The following is a 21,577-nucleotide window of genomic DNA, read 5'->3' on the forward strand; positions in this document are numbered from 1 at the left end:
ATGCGTTATATAACCATGGGATTAATGACTCTGCTGTTCTTGGCCGGGTGCCAGGAAATGCAAGTGGAGCGGGTGAGTACGGGGGCCCAACCGGTGGCTTTTTCTACCTATAAATGGGGAGTGACGCCACTCAATGATGCGGATGCCTCAGCACAATTGGTAGAGCTAGACGAGGAGATGCGCAACTCAGTGGCGGCGCAATTACAGCAGCGCGGTTACCGAGAGGTGGCCCAGGACCAGAATGCAGACATGGTTGTGGATTACCAAGTGGCTGTGGTGGATGAATTTTTTTCCGGCGATACCCGAGATCCAAGCTGGGACAAGCAGTTTGATAGCAATGCACCCCAGGATGTCGTGGAACTGCCGCCACTCACCGATGCTCCGCTGGTGATTATGAGTGTGGGAATTGGCCGCCCCGATGGCGCGATAATTTGGGGGGGCAGGGCCAGTGAACTCCTAACTCGCCCAGACAGTATTGAGCAGCGCCAGCGTCTGATCTCACGGGGCGTGTATGAGTTGTTGAGGGATTTGCCTCAGGCCTACCAGTAAACTGAAAAATTATCGGCTCTTTATAATCCCTCCAACTGACTCCTCATCGCCGGCCGTTGGCCGGCGAAACCCCTCAAATATCAGAAAACTACCAGTTACTATTTTTTACTGGCCTATTTTTTTACGGCCCGCACAGGCAGGGCTGCAAAAAATACTTTGAAGGCAGTCTGCAATTTTTGCTAAGGGCTAGGGGCGCCCACGTTGCATCAGGGTGTTGTAGAGCTCAATGTAGGAGTCCACGATAAACTGCTTCGAGTAGCCATTCGCATACACTTCCGCAGCATTCTCGATCAGGCTCTGGCGCAACTCTGGATTATCCAGCACGGAGCGGATGGCTTTGGCCAGGGCATCGGCATCGTCGATAGGAGTGATCAGGCCGCTATGACCATCGCTGATGACTTCCCCCGGGCCTTGGGAATTGGTGGCGACAATGGGGCATCGGTGTGCCCAGGACTCCATCACAATTGAACCCAGCCCCTCGTGCCGTGATGGGCATACGAACAAATCTGCGGTGCGCATCAGGGTAGTGACGTCGTTGCGCCAACCAAGGAAGCGCACGCGCTGGTCCAGACCGAGTTTATGGCACAGGGCTTTCAGGTTGGACTCTTCGGGACCTACGCCGGCGAGCCACAGGGTGGCATTAGGTATTTGCGCCAGAGAGTGCAGCAGGACTTCGAAGCCCTTGTTGATGTGCAGACGGCCTGCAGCGAGGATGAGGGGCTTGTCCTCCGGTGTATCGAAACTGTTGCGTGGCAGCGGTTCTACTGGAGTTTCATCGGCAAAATTGGGGATATGAAAAATCCGCTCCCTGGGAATGCCACCATCAATCATATGCTGGCAAATACCCTTGCTGATACCGATCCAATAATCCGCGTGCCGGTAGTACTTCAGGTTGTAGTAGTGGCCGAGTCGACTGACCAGCAGGTAGTTTTTAGAGTTGGGGGTGATAATGGTGGCACGCCCCATCCAGGTCATAACGATGTCTGGCTGCCAGTTATTCAGTGCCTCGCGGTAGATTCTGCGGCCTAGAAAATCCAGTTTGCCGCCAAACTTAAAACCCTCGGTTTCAACCCCCCCTTTGCGCAGCGCTTGCACGCGGTGATCGTGGTTGCGGATAAAGGCTTTCTCATTAATCTCATTGCGCGGGTTCAAACCGCTTACCAAACGTACGAAAAAATTTTCTGCACCGCCGTGTTCGGCACCGGCGAGGACCTGTGCCACTCGAATTGGTTTGCTACTCATAAATCCAACGTATTCTGTGTAATTCTTCCGGTGGCCCGTTATTTCAGCGTGCCATCCAAGTTGATATCGCGGGCCCAGGCGTAGTCGTGACTAAAGGGCTGTAGGCTGGTGGCCTCAACAATGTACTGGGCGTAAAGCTTCGAGTTCATTTCGGTGTGGAAAAATTCCCGGGCTTTAGCTGCCCAAGCACGGCGCTTGGCATCGTCGCTATGGAAATCGCGGATTTTTTCCAACAGGTCCTGCTCATCAGAAAAGTAAACTACGCTCTCTGGAGGCAATAGTTCGTCGAAGTGCAGCTTGTCACTGGTGAATTGCAAAATACCATTACCGGCAAGCTGGGCCATTCGCGCAGAAGAGTACCAGTAATGGGTGTCTTGGCGATTAAAATTCAGTCCCATTTTAGTTTGCGCGAGTGCGCGATCGTAGTCTCGTCCCCATACTGGCGCTTCACCAAAGCTGCCGTAGGTTTTGAAGTTCAGTGAATCTCCCAGGGTATCCTTGAGATTTTTCACCATTTGCAAGCGCTTGGTGAAATCATTGCTGTTGCTACAAAACAGCAGATCAATAGACAGATCAGTGCGTTCGGCATTATTGAGGTTTTCGATAGAGGGTTCGACCGGGTTGGGCATATGGTAAACCCGGGCGTTAATGCCCTCAAAAATACTCAGTTCGCGACGGCCGGTGGAGACGAAGATGGCATCGGCCACTTCGGCGCGGTGTTTGATACGCTCAACATTGCTGGGCACGAACAGTGGATCGTTATTACAGTGTGCGATTAGGCAATTGGGCTGTTGTTGCTTGATCGCCTTCAGGGTGTCGTTACTGATCATGTCGCAGTGGCCGGCGATGATCAGGTCGGGCTCAAATGCTTCAACCGTTTCTAACAGGCGGCGATTGGCTTTGCTCACCCCTAGGTCGCGGATTCCGAAGGGCGCTTCGAAGGCTGCCACATCCCGGTCGCTGAACACCTGCGTATAGTGATCGTTTTTGATCAGGCCAAAAGTCAGTTTCTGTGCCCAGCTAACCCGCGTCTTACCGTAACGGCGCAGTTGCTGGTAGGCGATATTGAGCACTCTCATGGTGGTGCGGTCTCTAAAAAAATCCAGGAAGATATTACGTATGGCCGCTTGCTAGAGGGGCTGGTACGGTGGGCGCAGAGTATAACAGCTGCATCCCGGTCATATAGTGTTCGAGTATGCAGACCCCAGTCGCGCAGAAGGTCAGCGAACTAATGTCAAAAATGAAGAGTCAAAAGGGGTTGTCCCCAGAGTTTTCCGCAGATTCTGTAGAAGTTGTTTCCAGGGAAACGGTTTATAAGGGATTTTTTTCCATGTTGCGGCTACGGCTGCGCCATCGCCTTTTTCGTGGTGGCTGGAGTGAAATCTTTACCCGGGAGCTGTTCGTCCGCGGTCCGGCAGTAGGGGTATTGCTCTACGACCCTGAGCGAGACCTTGTTGCGCTTACCGAACAGTTTCGTATTGGCGCCCTAGAGCGGTCGGCAGGCCCCTGGTGTCTGGAAGTGGTGGCCGGCATGGTGGAAGCCGGGGAAGACCTAAAAGATGTAGCTCGGCGTGAAGTATTGGAGGAAGCGGGGCTCAAAGTGCAGGAATTGCACTTTATCCACAGTTATATGCCCAGTGTTGGCGGGAGCTCCGAACGGCTACACCTGTACTGTGCGCTGGTGGACTTGAACTGTGCGGAAGGTTACTTTGGTTTGGAGCAGGAAAACGAAGATATCCGCTTGCGGGTGTTTTCCAGGGATTCGGTACTCGCCGCCATGGCGGGGGACTATGCTCCAGGAGAGAACCCTATCGATAATTCGGCCACCATTATTTGTATGCAGTGGCTGCAGTTAAACCGGGCAAAATTAACAAAACACAGGCCAACTGCCTGACCGTCACTTGCGTTACGCAATGTTACCTGCGTATAGAGCAAACTGAGATCTGAGTCACGGCGGCCAATGAATTGGAGTGTTGATAATGGCTCTACTGGGAGAAGCGAAGGCGCGGCAGCAAAGGAAGTTGAAAATGTCGCCAAATGGCAACGCTAGGGCGGTGTATCGAGTCGATCTACCGTCTTATCATGCCGATTGTGACGCCAACTACCTGCGCTTGAGCAAATTGTTGCCTGAGCTTTCACAAAGAGCGCTTTGGCGCTACCAGTTGCCCGGCGGCACTCTGGTGTTGAGAGTAGTGGAGCGCTCCAGATATACCACGGAGGTGTCTCTGGCGGCGGAGGTAAATCTTAACGAGTGCCAATGGCTGGAACCTCCCGACTTGACTGTACGCCTCTACCACGATGCGTGTATGGCGGAGGTGATTAAAGCCAATGGTCGCGGGCCGGTGGGTGGTAAAGGAGTGGATACCGCCTATCCCAATCCCCGTATGCAGCATGCAGATGAGAGACCCCAAGCCAATCGCTTCCTTGGTGAATGGTTGGAGTACTGTCTTGCAAATGGTCGTGCAGAATTTGAACTGGTGTTGGATGGCCAGAGATTTTAATTCTGCTGCAGAACACACGGATGTGAACACAAGGTGAGCAAGTGATTCGCGAGCACAACAAGTCGGATTCACCCCTGGGGGTGACTTCGCACCGTCTTATCCAGATCACAGATCCACATATCGGCAGCAGGCCCGATTATCAATTATTGGGTCTGGATACCGGCCACACCCTCGATGAAGTTTTGACCTCTCTCCAAAGCCGGCAGCCTCATGCTCGGGCTCTGGTCGCCACTGGCGATATCAGCGCCAATGGTTCTGAGGCTTCCTACTGCCGATTCTTAGAAAAGACCCGCATACTTTCCATGCCCTGGTACTGGCTGCCCGGCAATCACGATGTGAGTGCCCGCATGAAAAAACTGGCCCCCAACCGCTGTATCGATTTGGTCTCCTTGGGGGATTGGCGCCTGCTGCTGTTGGATACCAGTGTGACAGGGCAGATTTGTGGCGGCTTGGACAGCGCGAAACTGGAGCGCCTTCAGTTGCTCCTTTGGGAGACTCGCGATCACCCGGTGATTATTATGATGCATCACCAGCCGGTCCCTGTGGGGAGTAAGTGGATTGATGGCCATATGCTGCGCGAAGGCTGTGAGACATTTTTGCAAATAGTTGATCAGGCCCCCCAGGTAAAAGCCTTGGTTTGGGGGCATGTACACCAGCAGTTTGACAGCAATCGAGGCCATCTCGGTCTGCATGCCACTCCCTCTACTTCGGTACAGTTTACTCCCGGCAGTGGCCCCTTCGCTGTCGACGAAGAGATGCCCGGCTACCGCTGGTTTGAACTGTATAGCGATGGCTCCTACGAAACCGGTGTGGAGCGGGTGGCTATCTCCAAGTATTGTGTCGATCTCGCCTCATCCGGTTATTGATTTAAGTCAAACCGCTGCGAATTCGCAGCGGTACTTTCACTAAAGCTCTCAAGTCTTCCTCCTTGCTATTGGCTCCCCAGTAAAGAATGCAATGTTTTCGGAATAGGCAGCAAACAGGTCACTGCCTATTGGTAACAACCATTCCTATTTTGCGCGACCTGAGCACAATGTATTTTCCCCTCTCTTTTTTAGCAAAAAAACCAAATAAAACCATTCTTAACCAATCCCCTGTGTTTTTCCCCTATCCTCCCCGTACAATGAGATTACCTGTATTGAGCGGTGCTTTTTGAATATGGGAAAAGCGTGGTGAAAGGTGAGCCAATAAAGTATTCAAGTGTGGTTTCTAGAATTGCCGAGGTTTGAAGCCTAACGGTGATAGATAATGTGATTGGAGCCTCTCGCCGAATGGATATTTTTCGGAAATTCAGGAGCTTGTAAATGCAACAATTATTTTCTATACCTCTCCTCGCAATTTTATTATTGATTACGGCTTGTAGTCAGCAGTCCACTTTACAGGATCGTAGTGATGGTCTGGAAGCACGCCCCAGCCAGCTCGATGAAGTCGCGGCAGCTTTCGCCTTGGATCTCAGTGGTGCTAAGGTTTATATCGCACCGGTTCAAATTGACTACACCAAGCGATTCTCCTCCCTGCCCAGGCGCCAATATCGGGAAAAAGATTACGAGCTGGACCAGAGGGATCTACAGCGTTTGAATACACTGTTGGCGCAGAGCTTTAGTAATAAGCTGCTAAAACCGCGCAATGCCCAGCAAGTGTCGGAGCAGGCGGAAGCCGACTACACCCTATCCCTGTCACTGCAAGATTTTTCCCTGGCTGCACCGCTAGATCCATCTCCCTGGACTTGGCGTGTCTATACAGAGCAGAGCGCCTACGCACAGCTGGTAGGTACTTTGTACGATCGTAACGGCAGCGCAGTAATGCATTTTCACGATCGGCGGGATATTGGTGAGAATCTCGGTTCCTCTGGGCCGGGTGGACGGCTGGAACGTTTCACCAGTGTTACCTTTTGGTCAGATATGCGTGTGGATATTCGCCGGGCTTTTGCTAGCTTGAACAGATCGCTGCTGTAATCGGTCTCTGGAAGAGCAGGAACTGTGAGGAGGCCAACCCCATTGCTGCCGTGGGGCGCTATAATCCCCGACTATGCAAACACAAAATCTCAACGGAAGGCCGCTGCTGATCTATCTGCACGGCTTTCTTTCATCGCCTCAGTCCTTTAAATGCCAGCTGATGCGGGACCGGTTGGCTGCCGACCACCCACAGATCATTTTCTGTGCGCCACAAGTCTCCCCCTATCCAGGAAGTGCTCAGCAATCATTGCTGCGCCTATTGGATGGCTTCTTTGACTCAGACAACTGTGGCCCAATAGGGTTGGTTGGTAGCTCTATGGGGGGATTCTGGTGTACCTACCTAGGCGAGCGTTACCATTTGCCAGCGGTGTTGATCAATCCGGCCGTTCGCCCATCTCGCTTTATGCCGGCCTACGTCGGCCAGGTGTTACAACCCTACAGTGGTGAGTCACAGGAGTATCGCCTAAGCGGTGCGGACGTTGATACCATGGCGCAATTGGAAGCAGAGATACCCAGTCCACTGCTGAGCCGCTATTGGCTTTTGGCACAGCGAGGCGATGAAACCCTCGATTACCGCGATGCAGAGTCTTTCTATCAAGGGCAGCGTCAAACTGTCGAGGAGGGGGGCGATCACAGCTTTCAGGGCTTCGCGCGTTACTGCGATCCCATTGTCGAATTTCTATTTAACCAGCAGTAATTTATAACAATTATGGCCAATTATTCCGCCGAAGATATTGAGGTACTCACAGGGCTGGACCCGGTGCGAAAGCGCCCGGGCATGTACACAGATACCACCCGCCCCAACCACCTCGCCCAGGAAGTGATCGACAACAGTGTCGACGAAGCGCTTGCCGGGCACGCGAAAAAAATTGAAGTGGTATTGCACAAAGACCAATCGCTCTCGGTTAGCGATAACGGTCGCGGTATGCCGGTGGATATTCACCCGGAACAGGGGCGCCCTGGTGTTGAAGTGATTCTTTCCACCCTGCACGCTGGTGGTAAGTTCTCCAACAAAAATTACCAGTTTTCCGGTGGTCTACACGGTGTGGGTGTTTCTGTAGTAAACGCTCTTTCCAAAGTGTTGGAAGTGACCATCCAGCGGGATGGTAAGGTGCACCGAATCGGTTTCAAAGATGGGGAAAAGGCCTCGGATCTTGAGGTTGTCGGTAATTGTGCCAAGCGCACCACAGGCACCAGTGTACGCTTTCTGCCCGACCCCAAGTATTTTGATTCCGCAAAATTCTCCGTGGTGCGACTGCGCCACCTACTGCGCGCCAAGGCGGTATTGTGCCCCGGCCTGACGGTCACTTTTATTAATGAGCAGGACGGTGAATCTGACGAGTGGTACTACGAGGACGGTCTCAAAGACTACCTTGCCGCTGCCAATCAAGGCTGGGAAATATTGCCGGTTGAGCCCTTTGTGGGTAGCTTTGCCGCTTCTACCGAAGCGGCAGACTGGGCAGTGCAATGGCTGCCGGAGGGCGGTGAGATTACCGCCGAATCCTACGTTAACCTGATCCCTACCGCCCAGGGTGGTACCCACGTGAATGGGCTGCGTGCGGGCCTTCTGGATGCCATGCGTGAGTACTGCGAGATCCGCAATTTATTACCCCGCGGTATTAAGTTGGGCCCTGAGGATATCTGGGGGCAATGCTCTTACGTACTCTCCGCCAAACTGGCAGACCCGCAGTTCTCCGGGCAGACAAAAGAACGCCTCTCCTCCCGTGAGGCCACCGCGTTTATTTCTGGCGTGGCTAAGGATGCGTTCAGCCTGTGGCTGAACCAACATACGGAAGAGGGTGATAAGCTTGCCGAGTTGTGCATTGGTAATGCACAAAAACGCATGCGCTCAGCAAAAAAAGTCGCGCGCAAGAAAGTCACTCAGGGGCCCGCGCTGCCGGGCAAGTTGGCGGACTGTTCCAGTGCCGATACCTCCCGCTCTGAACTCTTTCTGGTGGAGGGAGACTCCGCTGGTGGTTCCGCCAAGCAAGCGCGGGATCGCGAGTTCCAGGCCATCATGCCGCTGCGCGGTAAAATCCTGAATACTTGGGAAGTGGACTCCGCAGAGATTCTCGCCAGCCAGGAAGTGCACGATATTGCAGTGGCGCTGGGTGTTGATCCAGGCAGTGACAATCTGGAAGGGCTGCGCTACAACAAAATCTGTATCCTCGCCGATGCCGACTCCGATGGCCTACACATCGCCACACTACTCTGCGCCCTGTTCCTACGTCACTTCCGTCCGCTGGTAACTAACGGTCATGTCTATGTCGCCATGCCGCCACTGTTCCGCATAGACATCGGTAAAGATGTTTACTATGCGCTGGATGAATCAGAGAAGCAGGGTATCCTCGATCGTATAAGCGCAGAAAAGAAAAAGGGCAAAATACAGGTGACTCGCTTTAAAGGTCTGGGTGAAATGAACCCCATGCAGTTGCGTGAAACCACCATGGACCCCAATACCCGTCGCCTGGTGCAACTGTATATTGATGCCGGCGATGACAGCAATCAGCTTTTGGATATGCTCTTGGCCAAAAAACGTGCCGGGGATCGCAAACAGTGGCTGGAAAGTAAGGGTAATTTGGCGGAAGTGGGTTAAGCCTTAATTAACCTCTAGTCTATTTTTCTTAGGTTGCCTTAGTTTACTAGGGCAACAATTTAAAGCTCTATGGAAGGTGTTTTGTGAAATTAACCCATTTATTTATCTTTTTTATTTTTTGTGTTTCTCCTTTAACCGGGATGGCAAAAGATATTCAGTCTTTACTTAATCAGGAGATAGATAATTTTATAGCGGAACTAAAAGGCGAAGATAACTTAGCCTTATCCAAAGCTGCTAATCGTATTACAGGATCTGGATTAAGTGATGAACGTTTATTTGATGTGGCTGAACAGGTTCTCCTAGAAAAACACCAGGCGAATATGACAGTTGCTCAACGCGATGAGCAAGTGATTAGTGAAATCGTCAATTTATTACGTACGCTTTCATCATCTGGAAATACAAAATATTCACCCACTATCAATAAGATAATGCGTGAAAGTGGTAATCGTGCGATTAGAAATCGAGCGAAGCATGTGCTGACCAAGTTTAGTTTTTATCAAAAGCGCAATGCATTGATGCAGAATATGGAAGGCCATGTAGCTACTAATAGCTTGCATACTACACGCTTACTAAATTTGCTCAATAGTAACGATATGATCATGCAACGGTTTGCCGCTGAGGAAGTTGTCCGCGATGGAGCTGCTGAAACCGTAATTCAGGAGTGGTTTTACAAGGCAGTGGAAAAGGATGTTAGGCAGCCTGTAGATAAACTACATATCGATACACTTGCCTGGTATTGCAAAGCTCTAGGTACGGTTAATAAAAGTGAGTACAAGGAATTCCTGAGTTCTATCGCTGATGATAGAAGTGTACACAGAAAAATTAGAAGACACGTGAAGAAAATTCTCGGCTAGGTAGCTGAAACTGAGCGAAATACCTTTATTATTTCGCTCACAACTCATCTTTTATTCTCCTCTCTTGTTTTTTCTGTCGGCATAGAAATATGTTTAACAAATATGCCGCGATTTTTTTAGGTTGATATATTTCACCTCTTCCTTCTCGCTTTATCCTTGGTGGATACTTTTACTTACTAATTTGAAATCTCTGAAATTTAATGGTGGAGGGATTATTTTTACTTTTATTTAAAGGTTATGTCGTTGGCTGGTTGTATATAGGGTGCTCAGGCGTATAAATATTTGTTTCTGATTGGTGAGATCTGTTGGATGACAACAATATTAGAGTTTTGGATACGTTAACCATCTTCTTGTTTTCTTAGAGGTTGTCAGTCTTCCAGACGCCTATAAAGAGGAAATAAACGTTCTAAGTTAGGTGATTATATACTTTTGGTAGTAGAGCGTTATCTGTTGGTATACCTGTAAGAGCTAAGAGTTGGTTCTAAAAGATATTTAAATTACCGTCTTGTTCGATGGGGTAGAGTCGGATTATGGTGTGGGATACTTTAAGTGCCGTTGGCGAGTTTGTTGGAGCCTTCGCAGTTGTCGCGTCCTTAGTCTATCTTGCTGCTTTAATAAGAGTTCAGAATAAAGAATCCAAAATTGCTTCTATGCATGAGATATCTATTGCTCATCGAGAAGCTGTGGCGGCAATTTGTGAAGGTCCGATGGCAGATGTTTTTGCGAAGGCGATGAAGGATTTTGATTCGTTATCTAGTGCTGACACTTTGAGAATCATTGGTTTTGTATATCGTTTTTTAAAATTTGGGAGGAGGCCTATTTTCAATATAAGGCAAACAGGCTGGATTTTACTATCTGGGACTCAATGACTCTTCAATATACTGCATATTTATCGATGATTCCCTTTAAGAGGATATGGGAGTTGCGATCTGAATATGTAGCTCCTGAATTCCGTGATTATGTAAATTCTAGAAAGCCAGTAGATTTAGTTTTACCCAATGCAGTCAGTAAAAAGTGATTCCCTTGTCCGCTGTGGAGATACAGGAGTTTCATTCCGATGGTTGCAGTATCTTTCCTGATGCCACTCTTGAACAGAGTGAATTATGGCTTGATTGCTGCTATGCCCATGATCATGCCTATTGGAAGGGGGAAAGCTATTCGCAGCGGCAAGAGGCTGATCGTGACCTAGAAGTTTGTGTTGCCAAAACTGGGGAGAGGGAAATTGCGTTGTTGATGCTGGTAGTGGTTAGAGTTGGCGGGACGCTATTCTTGCCAACCTCATTCCGTTGGGGCTATGGTTGGCCCTATTTGCGGGGTTATAAAGCCTTAACAGAAGAAGAGCTGGATGCTATTGAACAGCTGCAAGGATCTTTACCTGGGTCGTTCTAGATAGTGTAATAATATTTTTATTCAATGTATAAGATTAACTCTATGGTTTTTGCTCTCTCAAGGATACTGGGAACTAATGGTGATATGATCAATAATCAGAAGATTTTTTAAAAGGGATTTATAGCGTGGCTTATTTTCGTGGTGTTTTATGGTTCTGCATTACCCTGAATATACTGGTCTTTGCTTATCTGGCCTTCCTCTTGGGCTGGAATGTTGGGCTTCTTGAAGTTTTACTGGGAATCATTCTTGCTAATTTTCCTTTGCCTTTTATGGTTAGCTGGTGTGAGCGTATGGCCAAGGATTTAAAGGGGTACTGGATCAACTTTATTCCCTATATCAGCCCCGTATTGGTAGGGTTTGGTGGCTCAGCGGTCTATATTAATGCAGCGCTGAAAGGTGAAAAGGTATTTTGGCTTTATTTAACTGTACCTATGGCACAGGCAACGGCTTTTTGGGTACTCCTGGCACTGGTCTTTTGTATTTACCCGTTCATTAATACTGAAAGGCAAGAAGTGGTAGAACCTGAGTATAGTAGCAGCGCTGAAAGCCCCGCAGACAGTTTGAAAAAAGAGCAGGAAAGGACGGATGAAATTGCTTAGTGTTTGTAAGCAATACTGTATATAGGTTCATATCTTTTATTGTTTATTGGGCTTCTGCTGGTTCCCTTTTTAGTAGCTGTTCATATTCTTTGGAAAAGTGATCTTTTAGCCATTGCATCAGGCTACGTACGCGAACTAATTGATGGCGCAGCGGGGGGCAAACCATAGAGAGCTGGGTGGACTCTGACCATCCAGGCAAAATTTCCTGTAATTTACCTTTTTCGATATCTGCCTGGACGTAGATGTCCGCCAGGCGAGTTACACCAAGTCCTGCCAGTGCTGCAAGGTGCATCGCCCGGCCGCTAACCAGTTTGATACCCTGTTCCACCTCAATCTTATGCCTGGTCTTACCACGCGTTAGCACCCACTGGTCAACACTGCCGTAAATTAGGGGTACTTTCGAGAGGTCAATGGGCTTTAGAATTGGGCCACGTATTTTGATAAAATCCGGACTCGCAACATAGCGGGTTTTGATACTATGCAGTTTGCGTACTACGAGGGTGGAATCTGGCAGTTGCCCCATACGTATTACTAAATCGTAACGATCCTCAATGAGATCGACACGCACACTGGAAAAATCCAGCTGTATTTGTATTTCGGGATAAGTTTTCTGGAACTTAATGACTAGGGGGGCAATAATCTCCTCGCCGATAATCCCACCCACCGCGTTGATACGAATTTTCCCCTTTATTTCCTCTTTGGCATGTGTTGCCCACTCTGCGGCACTATCTAGTTGCTGTATTGCCTGCTTGCATCGCTGGTAATAGCCTTCACCGACCTCAGTAAGCCGCAGCTTACGGGTGGTACGGTGTAACAGTTGAACACCCAGGGTGGACTCTAAATCGGAGACTTGTTGGCTGAGTGTAGCTTTGGAGAAACCTGCATGATCCGCAGCAGCAGTAAAACTGCCCCGCTCAGCCACAGCAATAAAGGCGCGTATGGCTCGCCAAGAGATATTGTTCATTAATTCCAAACAATGATTTCACATTAGTTGAGTTAATAGACCTAATTCTAAATTCTATACTGCCGATACAAAAGGGTTATCCCGTAGTCTTTAATCATTGATTGCAGAAGAGAGAGTCAGTATGTCTAAGCCATTGATTGTAATAACAGGTGCCAGCTCTGGAATTGGAGCATCAATAGCTCAGCATATGTCGGATGCCGGGCATCCGTTGTTGCTATTGGCGCGTCGTTTGGAAAAATTAGAAGCGATGAATTTACAGAACACCCTCTGCAGACAGGTCGATGTCACCGTTCCTGCTGCGTTATCTGCAGCAATTCAGGAGGCTGAGACTCTTTATGGGCCTGTAGATTGTTTGGTGAATAATGCCGGTAAGATGTTGCTGGGGAACATAGAGACCCAGAGTGCTGAAGAGTGGCGGGAGATGTTTGATGTCAACGTGCTCGCCTTGATGAACTCCATGCAGGCTGTTTTGGCCGATATGAAGTCTCGTGGTCGCGGTACTATCCTCAATATCAGCTCGATTGCTGGCGTGAAGACATTCATCAACCATGCTGCCTATTGCGGAACCAAGTACGCAGTGTCGGCGATTAGCGAAACCGTGCGTGAAGAGGTTGCTGCAAGCGGAGTACGTATTATGGCTCTATGCCCAGGAGCTGTGGAGACAGAGCTACTGAGTCATACCACTTCTGAAGAGATTATCAAAGCTTACGAAGAGTGGAAGGCCTCCATAGGTGGTGCCATTAATGCAGAGGACATCGCTCGCACGGCGTTGTTTATGTACAGCCAGCCCCAGCATGTGAATATCCGCGAAGTGCAGATAGCCGCTACGGGCCAGGATCGATAGATGAGTTAGATCGGGAAAGAGGCTGAACAATCTAGCTATTGGTCGGCCTCCTTCCTGAAAATTGTTTGGATACTGGAGAAATCCAGATCTTCATTGCCCTTCAGACTGTGTAAGCCAAATAGATTTCTGGCCAGTGAGCCGAGCGGTGTGTAGCTTTTGCTATTGTCGGCGGCTTGCTGAGCGAGCCCCAGGTCCTTACACATCAACCCCACTTTAAAGCCTCCACGATACTGATTACTAGCGGGCACACTATCCATAACACCGGGATAAGGATTATAAGTTTGTAGGGACCAGTTGGCGCCAGAGCTTTTCGCCATGATTTCAGTTAGCACTTTGGGATCAAGGCCGTTATTCACACCCAATTGGAGTGCCTCGGCGGTGCCAATCATATGAATAGCCAGCAACATATTGTTGCAGATCTTTGCCGTTTGCCCAGCTCCGGCAGGGCCTGCAAAAAAAACATTGGCCCCCATATGCTGTAGAACTGTTTTGGCTCGTTCTACATCCTCATGCTCACCGCCACACATAAAGCTGAGAGTTGCGGCAGCGGCCCCTTTGACTCCGCCAGAAACAGGAGCCTCTATTGCATGAAGGTCTTTATTTCGTGCGGCGTTAAGTAGGCGTTTTGAGCTGCTTGCTGAAATTGTGGAGCAATCAATAATTAAGGATTTCTCTTCGATAGCTTCCAGCAGATGATCTTTTTCAATATAAAGGCTCTCTACCGCAGCACTGCTGGGTAACATACTAATAACAAAATCTGCTCCCTTCACCGCTTCTGTTGCTGATGAACATTTTTCAACTCCCTGTTCTACAGATTTCTGAAGCAACTCCTCTACTGGATCGAAACCTCTTACACGGAATCCAGCTTTGATTAAGTTAAAAGCCATTGGGGCACCCATATGCCCCAGACCAAGGAAGGCTGTGATTATATTCATGGCATTATCCAAAAAATTAAATTTTATTGGTATGTGCAGTTACTTTAACTGTATCGTCATATTTGCCTGTTCGGCATGTTCAATATCTGAATCGAACCAGCGGGCTGTGATGGTTTTTGTTTCGGTATAAAAACGCACGGCCTGCTTACCATAGGCGTGGAGATCCCCATAAAATGAACTGCGCCAGCCAGTAAAGCTAAAGAAAGGTAGTGGAACCGGGATAGGCACATTGATTCCTACCTGGCCCACAAGAATTTCGTGCTGATATTTACGTGCCGCTGCACCGCTGGCAGTGAATATGGAAGTTCCATTGCCGTAAGGGCAGTCATTCACCAGTTTTATTGCATCATCTAAGTGATCTACATTCACCAGACATAACACTGGCCCAAAAATTTCATCAGTGTAAATTGACATCTCGGTAGTAACATTGGCAAATAATGTAGGGCCAACCCAGTTACCATGGGGATATCCATCCACTGTAATTTTTGAACCATCCAGAAGGCAATCCGCCCCTTCTTTTTTGCCCGTCTCGATATAACCCAGCACACGTTCCTTTGCAGCAGGTGAAATTAAGGGGCCGTAGTCGGATTGTGGATTCTTCCAATGCCCGGGTGTTATCTTTGCCATCGCATCCTGTATTTCAGGAATCCAACTTTGCGCTTCACCCACTAATACCACAACCGAAATAGCCATACATCGCTGACCGGCAGCCCCTACAGAAGAGCCGATGATATTGTTAATAGTGGCATTTTTATTTGCATCCGGCATCACTACCATATGGTTTTTTGCCCCGGCAAAGGCCTGTACTCTTTTTAAATATTGAGTGCCTGTTTGATAGATATGACGCCCAACTGGCACGGAACCGACAAAAGATATAGCTTTAATATCCGGATTTTTTAGTAAGAAATCTACCTGCTCGCGACCACCATGGATAACTTGTAGAACCCCTTTGGGTGCTCCTGCCTGCTCAAATAATTCAGCCAGTTTGCAAGGTGTAATGGGGTCTTGTTCAGAAGGTTTAAGAATAAAGGTATTGCCACAGGCAATCGCTAGCGGAAACATCCACAACGGTATCATTGCGGGAAAGTTGAATGGCGTAATACCGGCGCAGACGCCAATGGGTTGAATATAGGAATAGCAATCTATAGCACTGGCAACGTTTTCAACGGTTTCCCCCATTAGCAGGGTAGCAATATTGGCGGCATGCTCAACCACCTCAATGCCTCGCCAAACATCCCCCTTGGCGTCTTCAAATGTTTTACCGGTTTCCTCTGCGAGAATCTCGGCCAGGGCTTCTTGGTGCTCTTTCAGGAGAGCTTGGTACTTGAGCATAATACGTGCTCTAGTAGGAACTGGGGTGTTCCGCCAAGAAATGAATGCCTGCTTGGCGGCGGTGATTGCCTGGAGTTGTTCGGCCTCAGTGGTATAGGGGGCTTGGGTTAAAACCTCACCTGTGGCGGGGTTTGTCACATCCAGCCACTCCTTGGTAGTGGACTGCACCCAGTCGCCGTCAATGAATAGAGGAAGGCGTGAAGGGATGGATTTATTCATATTATTTGCCTTACCAGTAACCGGTGGGAAATTGCCAAACAGTTTAGGCGTTGCCTGAGTGAAAAAAGAGGTGTTTTACGCCGCTTCTTGAGATGAAGAATATCGGCCTTGTTTTATGGTGTATTTCGGGGTGAATATCGATAAGGGTTTTAGCTGAGGAGCTTCCAGCTTTTGATTGCAATATTGAATTTTTGTGCGCACCTTCTCAACCTGAAAAATAGCCTGCTTGTTTTCAAGCTTTGTCCGTAATCATGCTGTTAGTATGCCCTCTCTGTAGGTTTGTAGTGATTTTGTGAGGTTTTCTATTCATTTAGTTTAAGAAAGAGGGTAGACGGTGTCTTATAGAAAAATATTTCAGGTATTCGTTTTATTTCTTTTTGGATCTTTCAGTTCCTTACTATCGGCAACCACTTTGGAGGATCTCCGGGCCCATACACCTACGTCAGATAAAACCTGGGCAGAACAATGGTTTTACAATATTGCGGTGCCGGATGTTGGATACTTCAAGATAAGTCTCCAAACCTATATTGCCCCTGATTTTGTTGCGCCTGCACCTAAAGCCTATATCCACTTGGCGTTTTCACCTAGAAGCGGTGTTGAGGTCAAATATGATATTTTCCGGGACGAAGTAACTTTGTCTAATCCAGATGGCTCTGATGGTTTTTATTACGAGGTTCCGGGGGTCGTTGTGGCAGATGAGGAGGGTCTTAGAGTAAGTCACTCAGACTTTAATTTTTCCATGCATTGGGCTGGGGAGCATCATCATTATTGGCATGGTTTAAATCCAGGTCAGACACCGTTCGGTATTATTCCAGAGCTGCCGGGAGTTGGAGGAAGATGGTTTCTCTATACAGTTGGGACTCCTATTGAATACAACTTTAGTGATGCAGGTCAGTCCCTAATAGGGCAGGGGTTTGCACAGCTGGATAAGGGATGGTATGACAAAGAATCTAGTGCCGGAATGATCTATTCAATGGGCCTGTCAGATGAACTTTACTATATGTTTACCGGAGCAAAACTGGGAGAGTCTAATTTCGAGATGTGGGCAGGCCGATATATTTCAGATGAGTATGATCTAATTTTTCACCCAGCATTTAATAATCTCTCCGTAAAGAGGGAGCTGGATGCTTGCGCTGGTCGTCTCAAAGTTGAGCTAAACAAAATAAAGTATAAGTTGGTTATGGAGGCGCAAGCAGATATTAATAGCTTTTATCCACTATTGTTTCCTTCGGTTATCATCTTTGGCGGTGAGCAAAGGTATATGAAATCCATGCAGGCTAATATTAACTTCTCTTTGTATAAAAAGGGAGATTTGGTTGAGTCTGTCCAGATGCCTCAGGGGCTTTTAGAATTTAGCGGCCCCTTAGCTTGTGAAGATTTCTTCAACTGAAATGTGATATTTTTCAAGGGATAGCTAATCGCCTTTTTTAGCAAGGCCGAACTAGTGAGTTTCGCCTTGCTACTTCCTATACTAGGCCAGCAGGTTTAATGGTATTGAATAGTGATATTACTTGCCTTGGGAAGCCAATCCTGTAGAGCGCTATGCTCAATTTCCCCAATAACCGCCATACTCGGGTGATTTCTATCTTTCAGGAGCACTATTTTGATATGGTCCTGATGCAGGTTTTGAAAGTGATCATAGGGTGAAATTGGGTCAGTATTGGAAGCAAATAAAAGCACGGGCACAGGAGTGTTGGTTAGTAAAGGTTCAATTTGTGTTTCCAGTAGGCTTATATTGGCTTCCTCTAGCGCCATTGACGCTCCTATTTTTATTTCTTTTTCAGAGAATGCTCTACTAAGTAGGGGAAAATTCTCTTGGGCATAATTATAAACAGCCTGGTCAAATTCCAACATGGGAGCTTGTAATATTAGGCCGCTGATATCTTGTCGAGATTGAGTGATTCTCGCCGCAGTAAGGCTCCCCATGGAATTTCCAAGAAGATAAATGTTTTTACTTTCTATCAGGTCTTTATGGATAAGCTCGTCAATTAGCCTGTTAATCACTTCGCTATCACCAACGCCATATTCCTTACGGCCTTCAGATTCACCATGGCCGAGTAGGTCTGGAATAACTACCTGAAATCCAAGGAGGCGAAAATATAATGCTGAGTGAAGCATGAATTCTTTTGAAATTCTGAATCCATGTAAAAGAATGATGGTCCCAGAATAATGTTTGTTTAGGGCTTCTTTATTTATAGATAGATTAACTTGGCTGGTTTGATCGCCAGAGTCAGTTTCTATGGAGTATTTAATTTTACCTTTTTCAAGGGGGTCAGCAGAGAAATAGCTAATGCATAAGTTTCTTAGCTTGTCACAGTAATTATTTTTATGGAATCCCCATGATTTTATCTGCTCATTTGAAACTATATGATCGTAAGGGAAGCTTTTTGAACTTGCAATATAATCTCTAATGTTCACTGCGCAAGATGAGGCAAGTAAACAAATTGATATGGTCAGAAATAGTTTTATTGATTTCATTTTTATAGGCATAAATTGTCGCTAAAATCTAGTTGAATCAAATAAATAAAGTGAAAGAATTACGTTGTATTAGTAGCGGTGCACTACATGTGGTTAGGCTAAATTGATTCAATTTTTGGCAATTGCTCATTTCTCTAAAATTTATGTAAGCAAAGTTTCACTTTTTCTTTGATTGCTTTAGGAGAGTTTAAAGCTTTTACAGCTGGCTTTGTGCCCGATCGACTATGCCAGTAGTTAAAGAGATCTATGAATATGCTGACCGGATAGTCATCTGTAGATGAGGTTGATAAGATGAGGGGAGATTGTGAACTCGCAAAAGGAAATTGTTCGGCTTTGAGAGGCTGGCGGCAGCCAGATAACCTTTGCTAACCGCCATGAATGTTAAGAGTGTATTTAATTTAGGTTAATTCCGGCCTCCCTGGAGGCCGTATCAAAGCCGTTGGCTTGTCGGCCAGCCTGCAAATCGAGTGTATAAGTTAATAGGGTGTAGTCTTTCGGATCGGCTTTACAAATAAATCCCATGGAACGGGCAAATGTCTGCACGCGTTTATTGTCGGCGGACTCAATGGAATAAATTCGCTGTAAGCCCTGTTCTTTTGCGCAGTCGATCAAGCGCTTTAACATTAATCGACCTAGCCCCAATCCCTGCCAATCATCGCGGACCACAACTGCGCACTCGCAGGCTAGCCCGTCTGCATCTACGGCGTAATGTGCGGTAGCAACGGCCCTTTGCGCATGGTCGCTGGTGCAGAGTGCAATAAAGGCCTCATGAACTTGATGGTCGTTATCGGTGAGTAGCTCAATCAGCTTTTGGCTGGCTTTACAGCTGCCGCCGATAAAGCGGTCTCGCCGGGTTTCTGGAGATAAGTCTTCTATCAGTTCTTTCTCCAGTTGGCTATCACTGCGGCAGATGGGGCGTATTGATACCCTGCGCCCATTACCGAGAGTAATTAGTTCTATCTGGTGCTCATTACTGACATTGCTATTTTCTGACATGGCTGTGAGTATCCCGGCAGCACCTGGCTGCATCATCTTTGGTTCGCAACGGGGGTTGGATATCACAAAGATAGACGCTCAAGTTGCGAACGTGGAACTATGTTACGCTCGCTTGGGCTGGGTCCCCAACAACCCCTTTGTCTATGCCTATGAAGAGCAGTTTTAGCCGAGAGAACTATACAGTCAGTTTCATTATGGTATAGTGCTGTAGCTGATTTTTCTCAGCTGCGTCATTTGTAGGCCGGTAATCTACCGGTATCCCCCCGTGAACTTTTCTAAATTCTTCCCGGAACCCTCTACTGAATGCCGCGCGCCGGCTGGCCGGTGAATTGACGGCTGTGTGCATCGAGCCTCACTTGCTCTGAATGCCAACTCCGATTTTTCTATTTGCTCCTTCGTGGTGCGAATGTGTTTGATTGCGCCCAGGGCGCAGTTTGAGGTTATTTATGTTGTTTGAAGATCTGGGCCTTGCCCAGGAGATTGCCCGTGCCGTTGCAGAGCAGGGCTATACTGAGCCCACGCCAATCCAGGCCCAGGCCATTCCGGCGGTAATGAAGGGCAGTGATATTATGGCTGCAGCCCAGACGGGCACGGGTAAGACCGCCGGTTTTACATTGCCGCTGTTGCACCGCTTAAGCCAGGGAGAGCGTGCCAGAAAAGGGCAGGTGCGCGCATTGGTACTCACCCCAACCCGCGAGCTGGCCGCACAGGTGTTTGATAATGTGCAGAGCTATAGCCAGTACCTGCCAATGCGTCATGCGGTAGTTTTTGGTGGCGTGAAGATCAATCCCCAGATTTCCCGTCTGCGAGGCGGTGCCGATATTCTAGTAGCGACCCCTGGTCGTCTATTGGACCTGCACAATCAAGGGGCAATCCGCTTTGATCGCCTGGAAGCCTTGGTCTTAGATGAAGCAGACCGCATGTTGGATATGGGCTTTATCCATGACATTAAGAGAGTGCTGAGGATCTTACCGGCCAAGCGTCAGAATCTACTCTTCTCGGCAACCTTTTCTCCTGAGATTCGCCAGCTAGCCAAAGGTCTGGTGAAGGACCCGTTGGAGATTGATGTCAGCCCGCGAAACTCCACTACCAAAACGGTACGACAGAAGCTCCACCCTGTGGATAAGGCTCGAAAAACAAAACTGTTAAGTCACCTGATTCGAGAGAATGGCTGGCATCAAGCACTGGTATTTAGCCGTACCAAACATGGGGCCAATCGGCTGGTGAAACAGCTTGAAGGAGATGGCATCCTGGCAGCGGCTATTCACGGTAATAAGAGCCAAAATGCGAGAACCCGGGCTCTGGCGGATTTTAAAGCTGGCAAGGTGCAGATCCTCGTTGCGACAGACATTGCTGCACGGGGTATCGATATCGATCAATTACCCCAGGTGGTAAATTTCGACTTGCCCAATGTTCCTGAAGATTATGTTCACCGTATCGGTCGCACAGGACGTGCGGGCGCCCAGGGGCAAGCCGTGTCCCTTGTTAGTGCCGATGAAATTAAGCAGCTTCGCGATATCGAGCGCTTAATTGGCAAGCCAATTCCCCGCGAGGAAATCGAGGACTTTGAGCCAGATCATCAGTTGCCAGCCTCTGGCAACCCCAAGCGTGGCGGCCAGCAAAAACCTGACGCCAGTAAACGCCCTGTAGGTTCCCGAAATAATGAGGGCGGACGAGATGCTCGTGGCAATAGCGATGAGCGCCGTGGTAATCGCGGAAGTGGTCGCGGTAAACCAGAAGGACGTGGAACCGGTGGTCGCAATAGCAATGCCACCGCAGGTAAAGGAAGCAATGGAAATCGCTCCGGCGGTACTGGCAGGGCTCGCAGCGCTGAATCGGGTCGCAGTGATGGCCAAAAACCACAGAGAGCTCCGAGACGCCGCCCCAGCAGAGGACGTTCGGAAAGCGCTTAGCATTTTGAGTAGTTGGTAATAAAAGCGGCCTAGGCCGCTTTTTTTTCGCCTTTATTTTCTTTCACTGTCTGTTTACTTTTATCGTTTTATTCAGCAGCGATGCTTGAGAAAAGTTTATCTTTTTTTGTGAGTGAAGTTGTTATTTTTATTCTTATATTATTATTGTGATTTGTATTATCCATACTAAAAGCTGGAACCAGTGTCTGCTTAT

The 21,577-nt window shown here is 48.2% G+C and carries 21 protein-coding genes; 14 read left to right on the top strand and 7 right to left on the bottom strand.

The annotated features are described in order from the left end of the window. Positions 1-549, top strand: coding sequence for a DUF4136 domain-containing protein (locus ACJJIT_RS01020; RefSeq protein ID WP_252083548.1), 549 nt, complete (start codon positions 1-3; stop codon positions 547-549). A 186-nt stretch (positions 550-735) separates the two neighbouring features. On the opposite strand, the gene ACJJIT_RS01025 is transcribed toward ACJJIT_RS01020, so the two are convergent. Both ACJJIT_RS01025 and ACJJIT_RS01030 read right to left on the bottom strand, forming a co-directional pair. Beyond that, the gene (locus ACJJIT_RS01025) at positions 736-1,791 is read right to left on the bottom strand and encodes a glycosyltransferase (RefSeq protein ID WP_444899658.1); all 1,056 of its coding nucleotides are present in this window, start codon (positions 1,789-1,791) and stop codon (positions 736-738) included. A gap of 38 nt (positions 1,792-1,829) precedes the next feature. Next, positions 1,830-2,870: a glycosyltransferase family protein gene (locus ACJJIT_RS01030; RefSeq protein ID WP_444899659.1), complete on the bottom strand. Its 1,041-nt coding sequence runs from the start codon at positions 2,868-2,870 to the stop codon at positions 1,830-1,832. A gap of 116 nt (positions 2,871-2,986) precedes the next feature. On the opposite strand from ACJJIT_RS01030, the gene ACJJIT_RS01035 reads away from it, so the two are divergent. The 10 genes from ACJJIT_RS01035 (at position 2,987) to ACJJIT_RS01080 (ending at position 11,685) form a co-directional block, all read left to right on the top strand. Then, positions 2,987-3,685 carry an NUDIX domain-containing protein gene (locus ACJJIT_RS01035; RefSeq protein WP_444899660.1) on the top strand — a complete coding sequence of 233 codons (699 nt, stop codon included), beginning with the start codon at positions 2,987-2,989 and terminating at the stop codon, positions 3,683-3,685. 85 nt (positions 3,686-3,770) lie between these two features. Further along, the gene (locus ACJJIT_RS01040; protein WP_444882960.1) at positions 3,771-4,292 is read left to right on the top strand and encodes a DUF1249 domain-containing protein; all 522 of its coding nucleotides are present in this window, start codon (positions 3,771-3,773) and stop codon (positions 4,290-4,292) included. A 41-nt stretch (positions 4,293-4,333) separates the two neighbouring features. After that, a complete protein-coding gene (locus tag ACJJIT_RS01045) occupies positions 4,334-5,158 on the top strand; it encodes a phosphodiesterase (protein ID WP_252083544.1) in 825 nt (274 codons plus the stop codon). 438 nt (positions 5,159-5,596) lie between these two features. Beyond that, positions 5,597-6,247: a hypothetical protein gene (locus ACJJIT_RS01050; protein ID WP_444899661.1), complete on the top strand. Its 651-nt coding sequence runs from the start codon at positions 5,597-5,599 to the stop codon at positions 6,245-6,247. Positions 6,248-6,320: 73 nt separating this feature from the next. Further along, positions 6,321-6,944: a YqiA/YcfP family alpha/beta fold hydrolase gene (locus ACJJIT_RS01055; RefSeq protein ID WP_444887369.1), complete on the top strand. Its 624-nt coding sequence runs from the start codon at positions 6,321-6,323 to the stop codon at positions 6,942-6,944. A gap of 12 nt (positions 6,945-6,956) precedes the next feature. After that, positions 6,957-8,843 carry a DNA topoisomerase IV subunit B gene (parE, locus tag ACJJIT_RS01060; RefSeq protein ID WP_286036993.1) on the top strand — a complete coding sequence of 629 codons (1,887 nt, stop codon included), beginning with the start codon at positions 6,957-6,959 and terminating at the stop codon, positions 8,841-8,843. Positions 8,844-8,926: 83 nt separating this feature from the next. Then, a complete protein-coding gene (locus ACJJIT_RS01065) occupies positions 8,927-9,697 on the top strand; it encodes a hypothetical protein (protein ID WP_444899662.1) in 771 nt (256 codons plus the stop codon). 530 nt (positions 9,698-10,227) lie between these two features. Then, the gene (locus ACJJIT_RS01070; RefSeq protein WP_444899663.1) at positions 10,228-10,566 is read left to right on the top strand and encodes a hypothetical protein; all 339 of its coding nucleotides are present in this window, start codon (positions 10,228-10,230) and stop codon (positions 10,564-10,566) included. Positions 10,567-10,711: 145 nt separating this feature from the next. Further along, complete coding sequence (locus tag ACJJIT_RS01075) at positions 10,712-11,086, top strand: FAD-binding oxidoreductase (protein WP_444899664.1); 375 nt, start codon at positions 10,712-10,714, stop codon at positions 11,084-11,086. A gap of 125 nt (positions 11,087-11,211) precedes the next feature. Further along, positions 11,212-11,685, top strand: a complete 474-nt coding sequence (locus ACJJIT_RS01080; protein ID WP_444899665.1) for a hypothetical protein — start codon at positions 11,212-11,214, stop codon at positions 11,683-11,685. Between the two features lie 43 nt (positions 11,686-11,728). Here the strand turns inward: ACJJIT_RS01080 and ACJJIT_RS01085 are convergent, their stop codons facing one another. Beyond that, on the bottom strand, positions 11,729-12,649 hold the full coding sequence (locus ACJJIT_RS01085) for a LysR family transcriptional regulator (protein ID WP_444899666.1): 921 nt from the start codon (positions 12,647-12,649) through the stop codon (positions 11,729-11,731). Positions 12,650-12,770: 121 nt separating this feature from the next. On the opposite strand from ACJJIT_RS01085, the gene ACJJIT_RS01090 reads away from it, so the two are divergent. Beyond that, positions 12,771-13,493, top strand: a complete 723-nt coding sequence (locus ACJJIT_RS01090; RefSeq protein WP_444899667.1) for an SDR family oxidoreductase — start codon at positions 12,771-12,773, stop codon at positions 13,491-13,493. A gap of 35 nt (positions 13,494-13,528) precedes the next feature. Here ACJJIT_RS01090 and mmsB read toward each other — a convergent pair whose 3' ends face one another. Beyond that, complete coding sequence (gene mmsB / locus ACJJIT_RS01095) at positions 13,529-14,428, bottom strand: 3-hydroxyisobutyrate dehydrogenase (protein ID WP_444899668.1); 900 nt, start codon at positions 14,426-14,428, stop codon at positions 13,529-13,531. Between the two features lie 39 nt (positions 14,429-14,467). After that, a complete protein-coding gene (locus ACJJIT_RS01100; protein WP_444899669.1) occupies positions 14,468-15,979 on the bottom strand; it encodes a CoA-acylating methylmalonate-semialdehyde dehydrogenase in 1,512 nt (503 codons plus the stop codon). Positions 15,980-16,313: 334 nt separating this feature from the next. Between ACJJIT_RS01100 and ACJJIT_RS01105 the strand changes: the two genes are divergently transcribed. Next, entirely contained in the window at positions 16,314-17,369 is a 1,056-nt protein-coding gene (locus ACJJIT_RS01105; protein ID WP_444899670.1) for a hypothetical protein, read from the top strand. A gap of 95 nt (positions 17,370-17,464) precedes the next feature. On the opposite strand, the gene ACJJIT_RS01110 is transcribed toward ACJJIT_RS01105, so the two are convergent. Both ACJJIT_RS01110 and ACJJIT_RS01115 read right to left on the bottom strand, forming a co-directional pair. After that, positions 17,465-18,469 carry an alpha/beta hydrolase gene (locus ACJJIT_RS01110; RefSeq protein WP_444899671.1) on the bottom strand — a complete coding sequence of 335 codons (1,005 nt, stop codon included), beginning with the start codon at positions 18,467-18,469 and terminating at the stop codon, positions 17,465-17,467. A gap of 381 nt (positions 18,470-18,850) precedes the next feature. Continuing rightward, positions 18,851-19,453: a GNAT family N-acetyltransferase gene (locus ACJJIT_RS01115; protein ID WP_444882947.1), complete on the bottom strand. Its 603-nt coding sequence runs from the start codon at positions 19,451-19,453 to the stop codon at positions 18,851-18,853. Between the two features lie 446 nt (positions 19,454-19,899). Between ACJJIT_RS01115 and ACJJIT_RS01120 the strand changes: the two genes are divergently transcribed. After that, positions 19,900-21,366 carry a DEAD/DEAH box helicase gene (locus ACJJIT_RS01120; RefSeq protein WP_444899672.1) on the top strand — a complete coding sequence of 489 codons (1,467 nt, stop codon included), beginning with the start codon at positions 19,900-19,902 and terminating at the stop codon, positions 21,364-21,366. Positions 21,367-21,577: the final 211 nt, after the last annotated feature.

The sequence above is a fragment of the Microbulbifer mixtoriginis (SeqCode) genome (assembly GCF_052467515.1).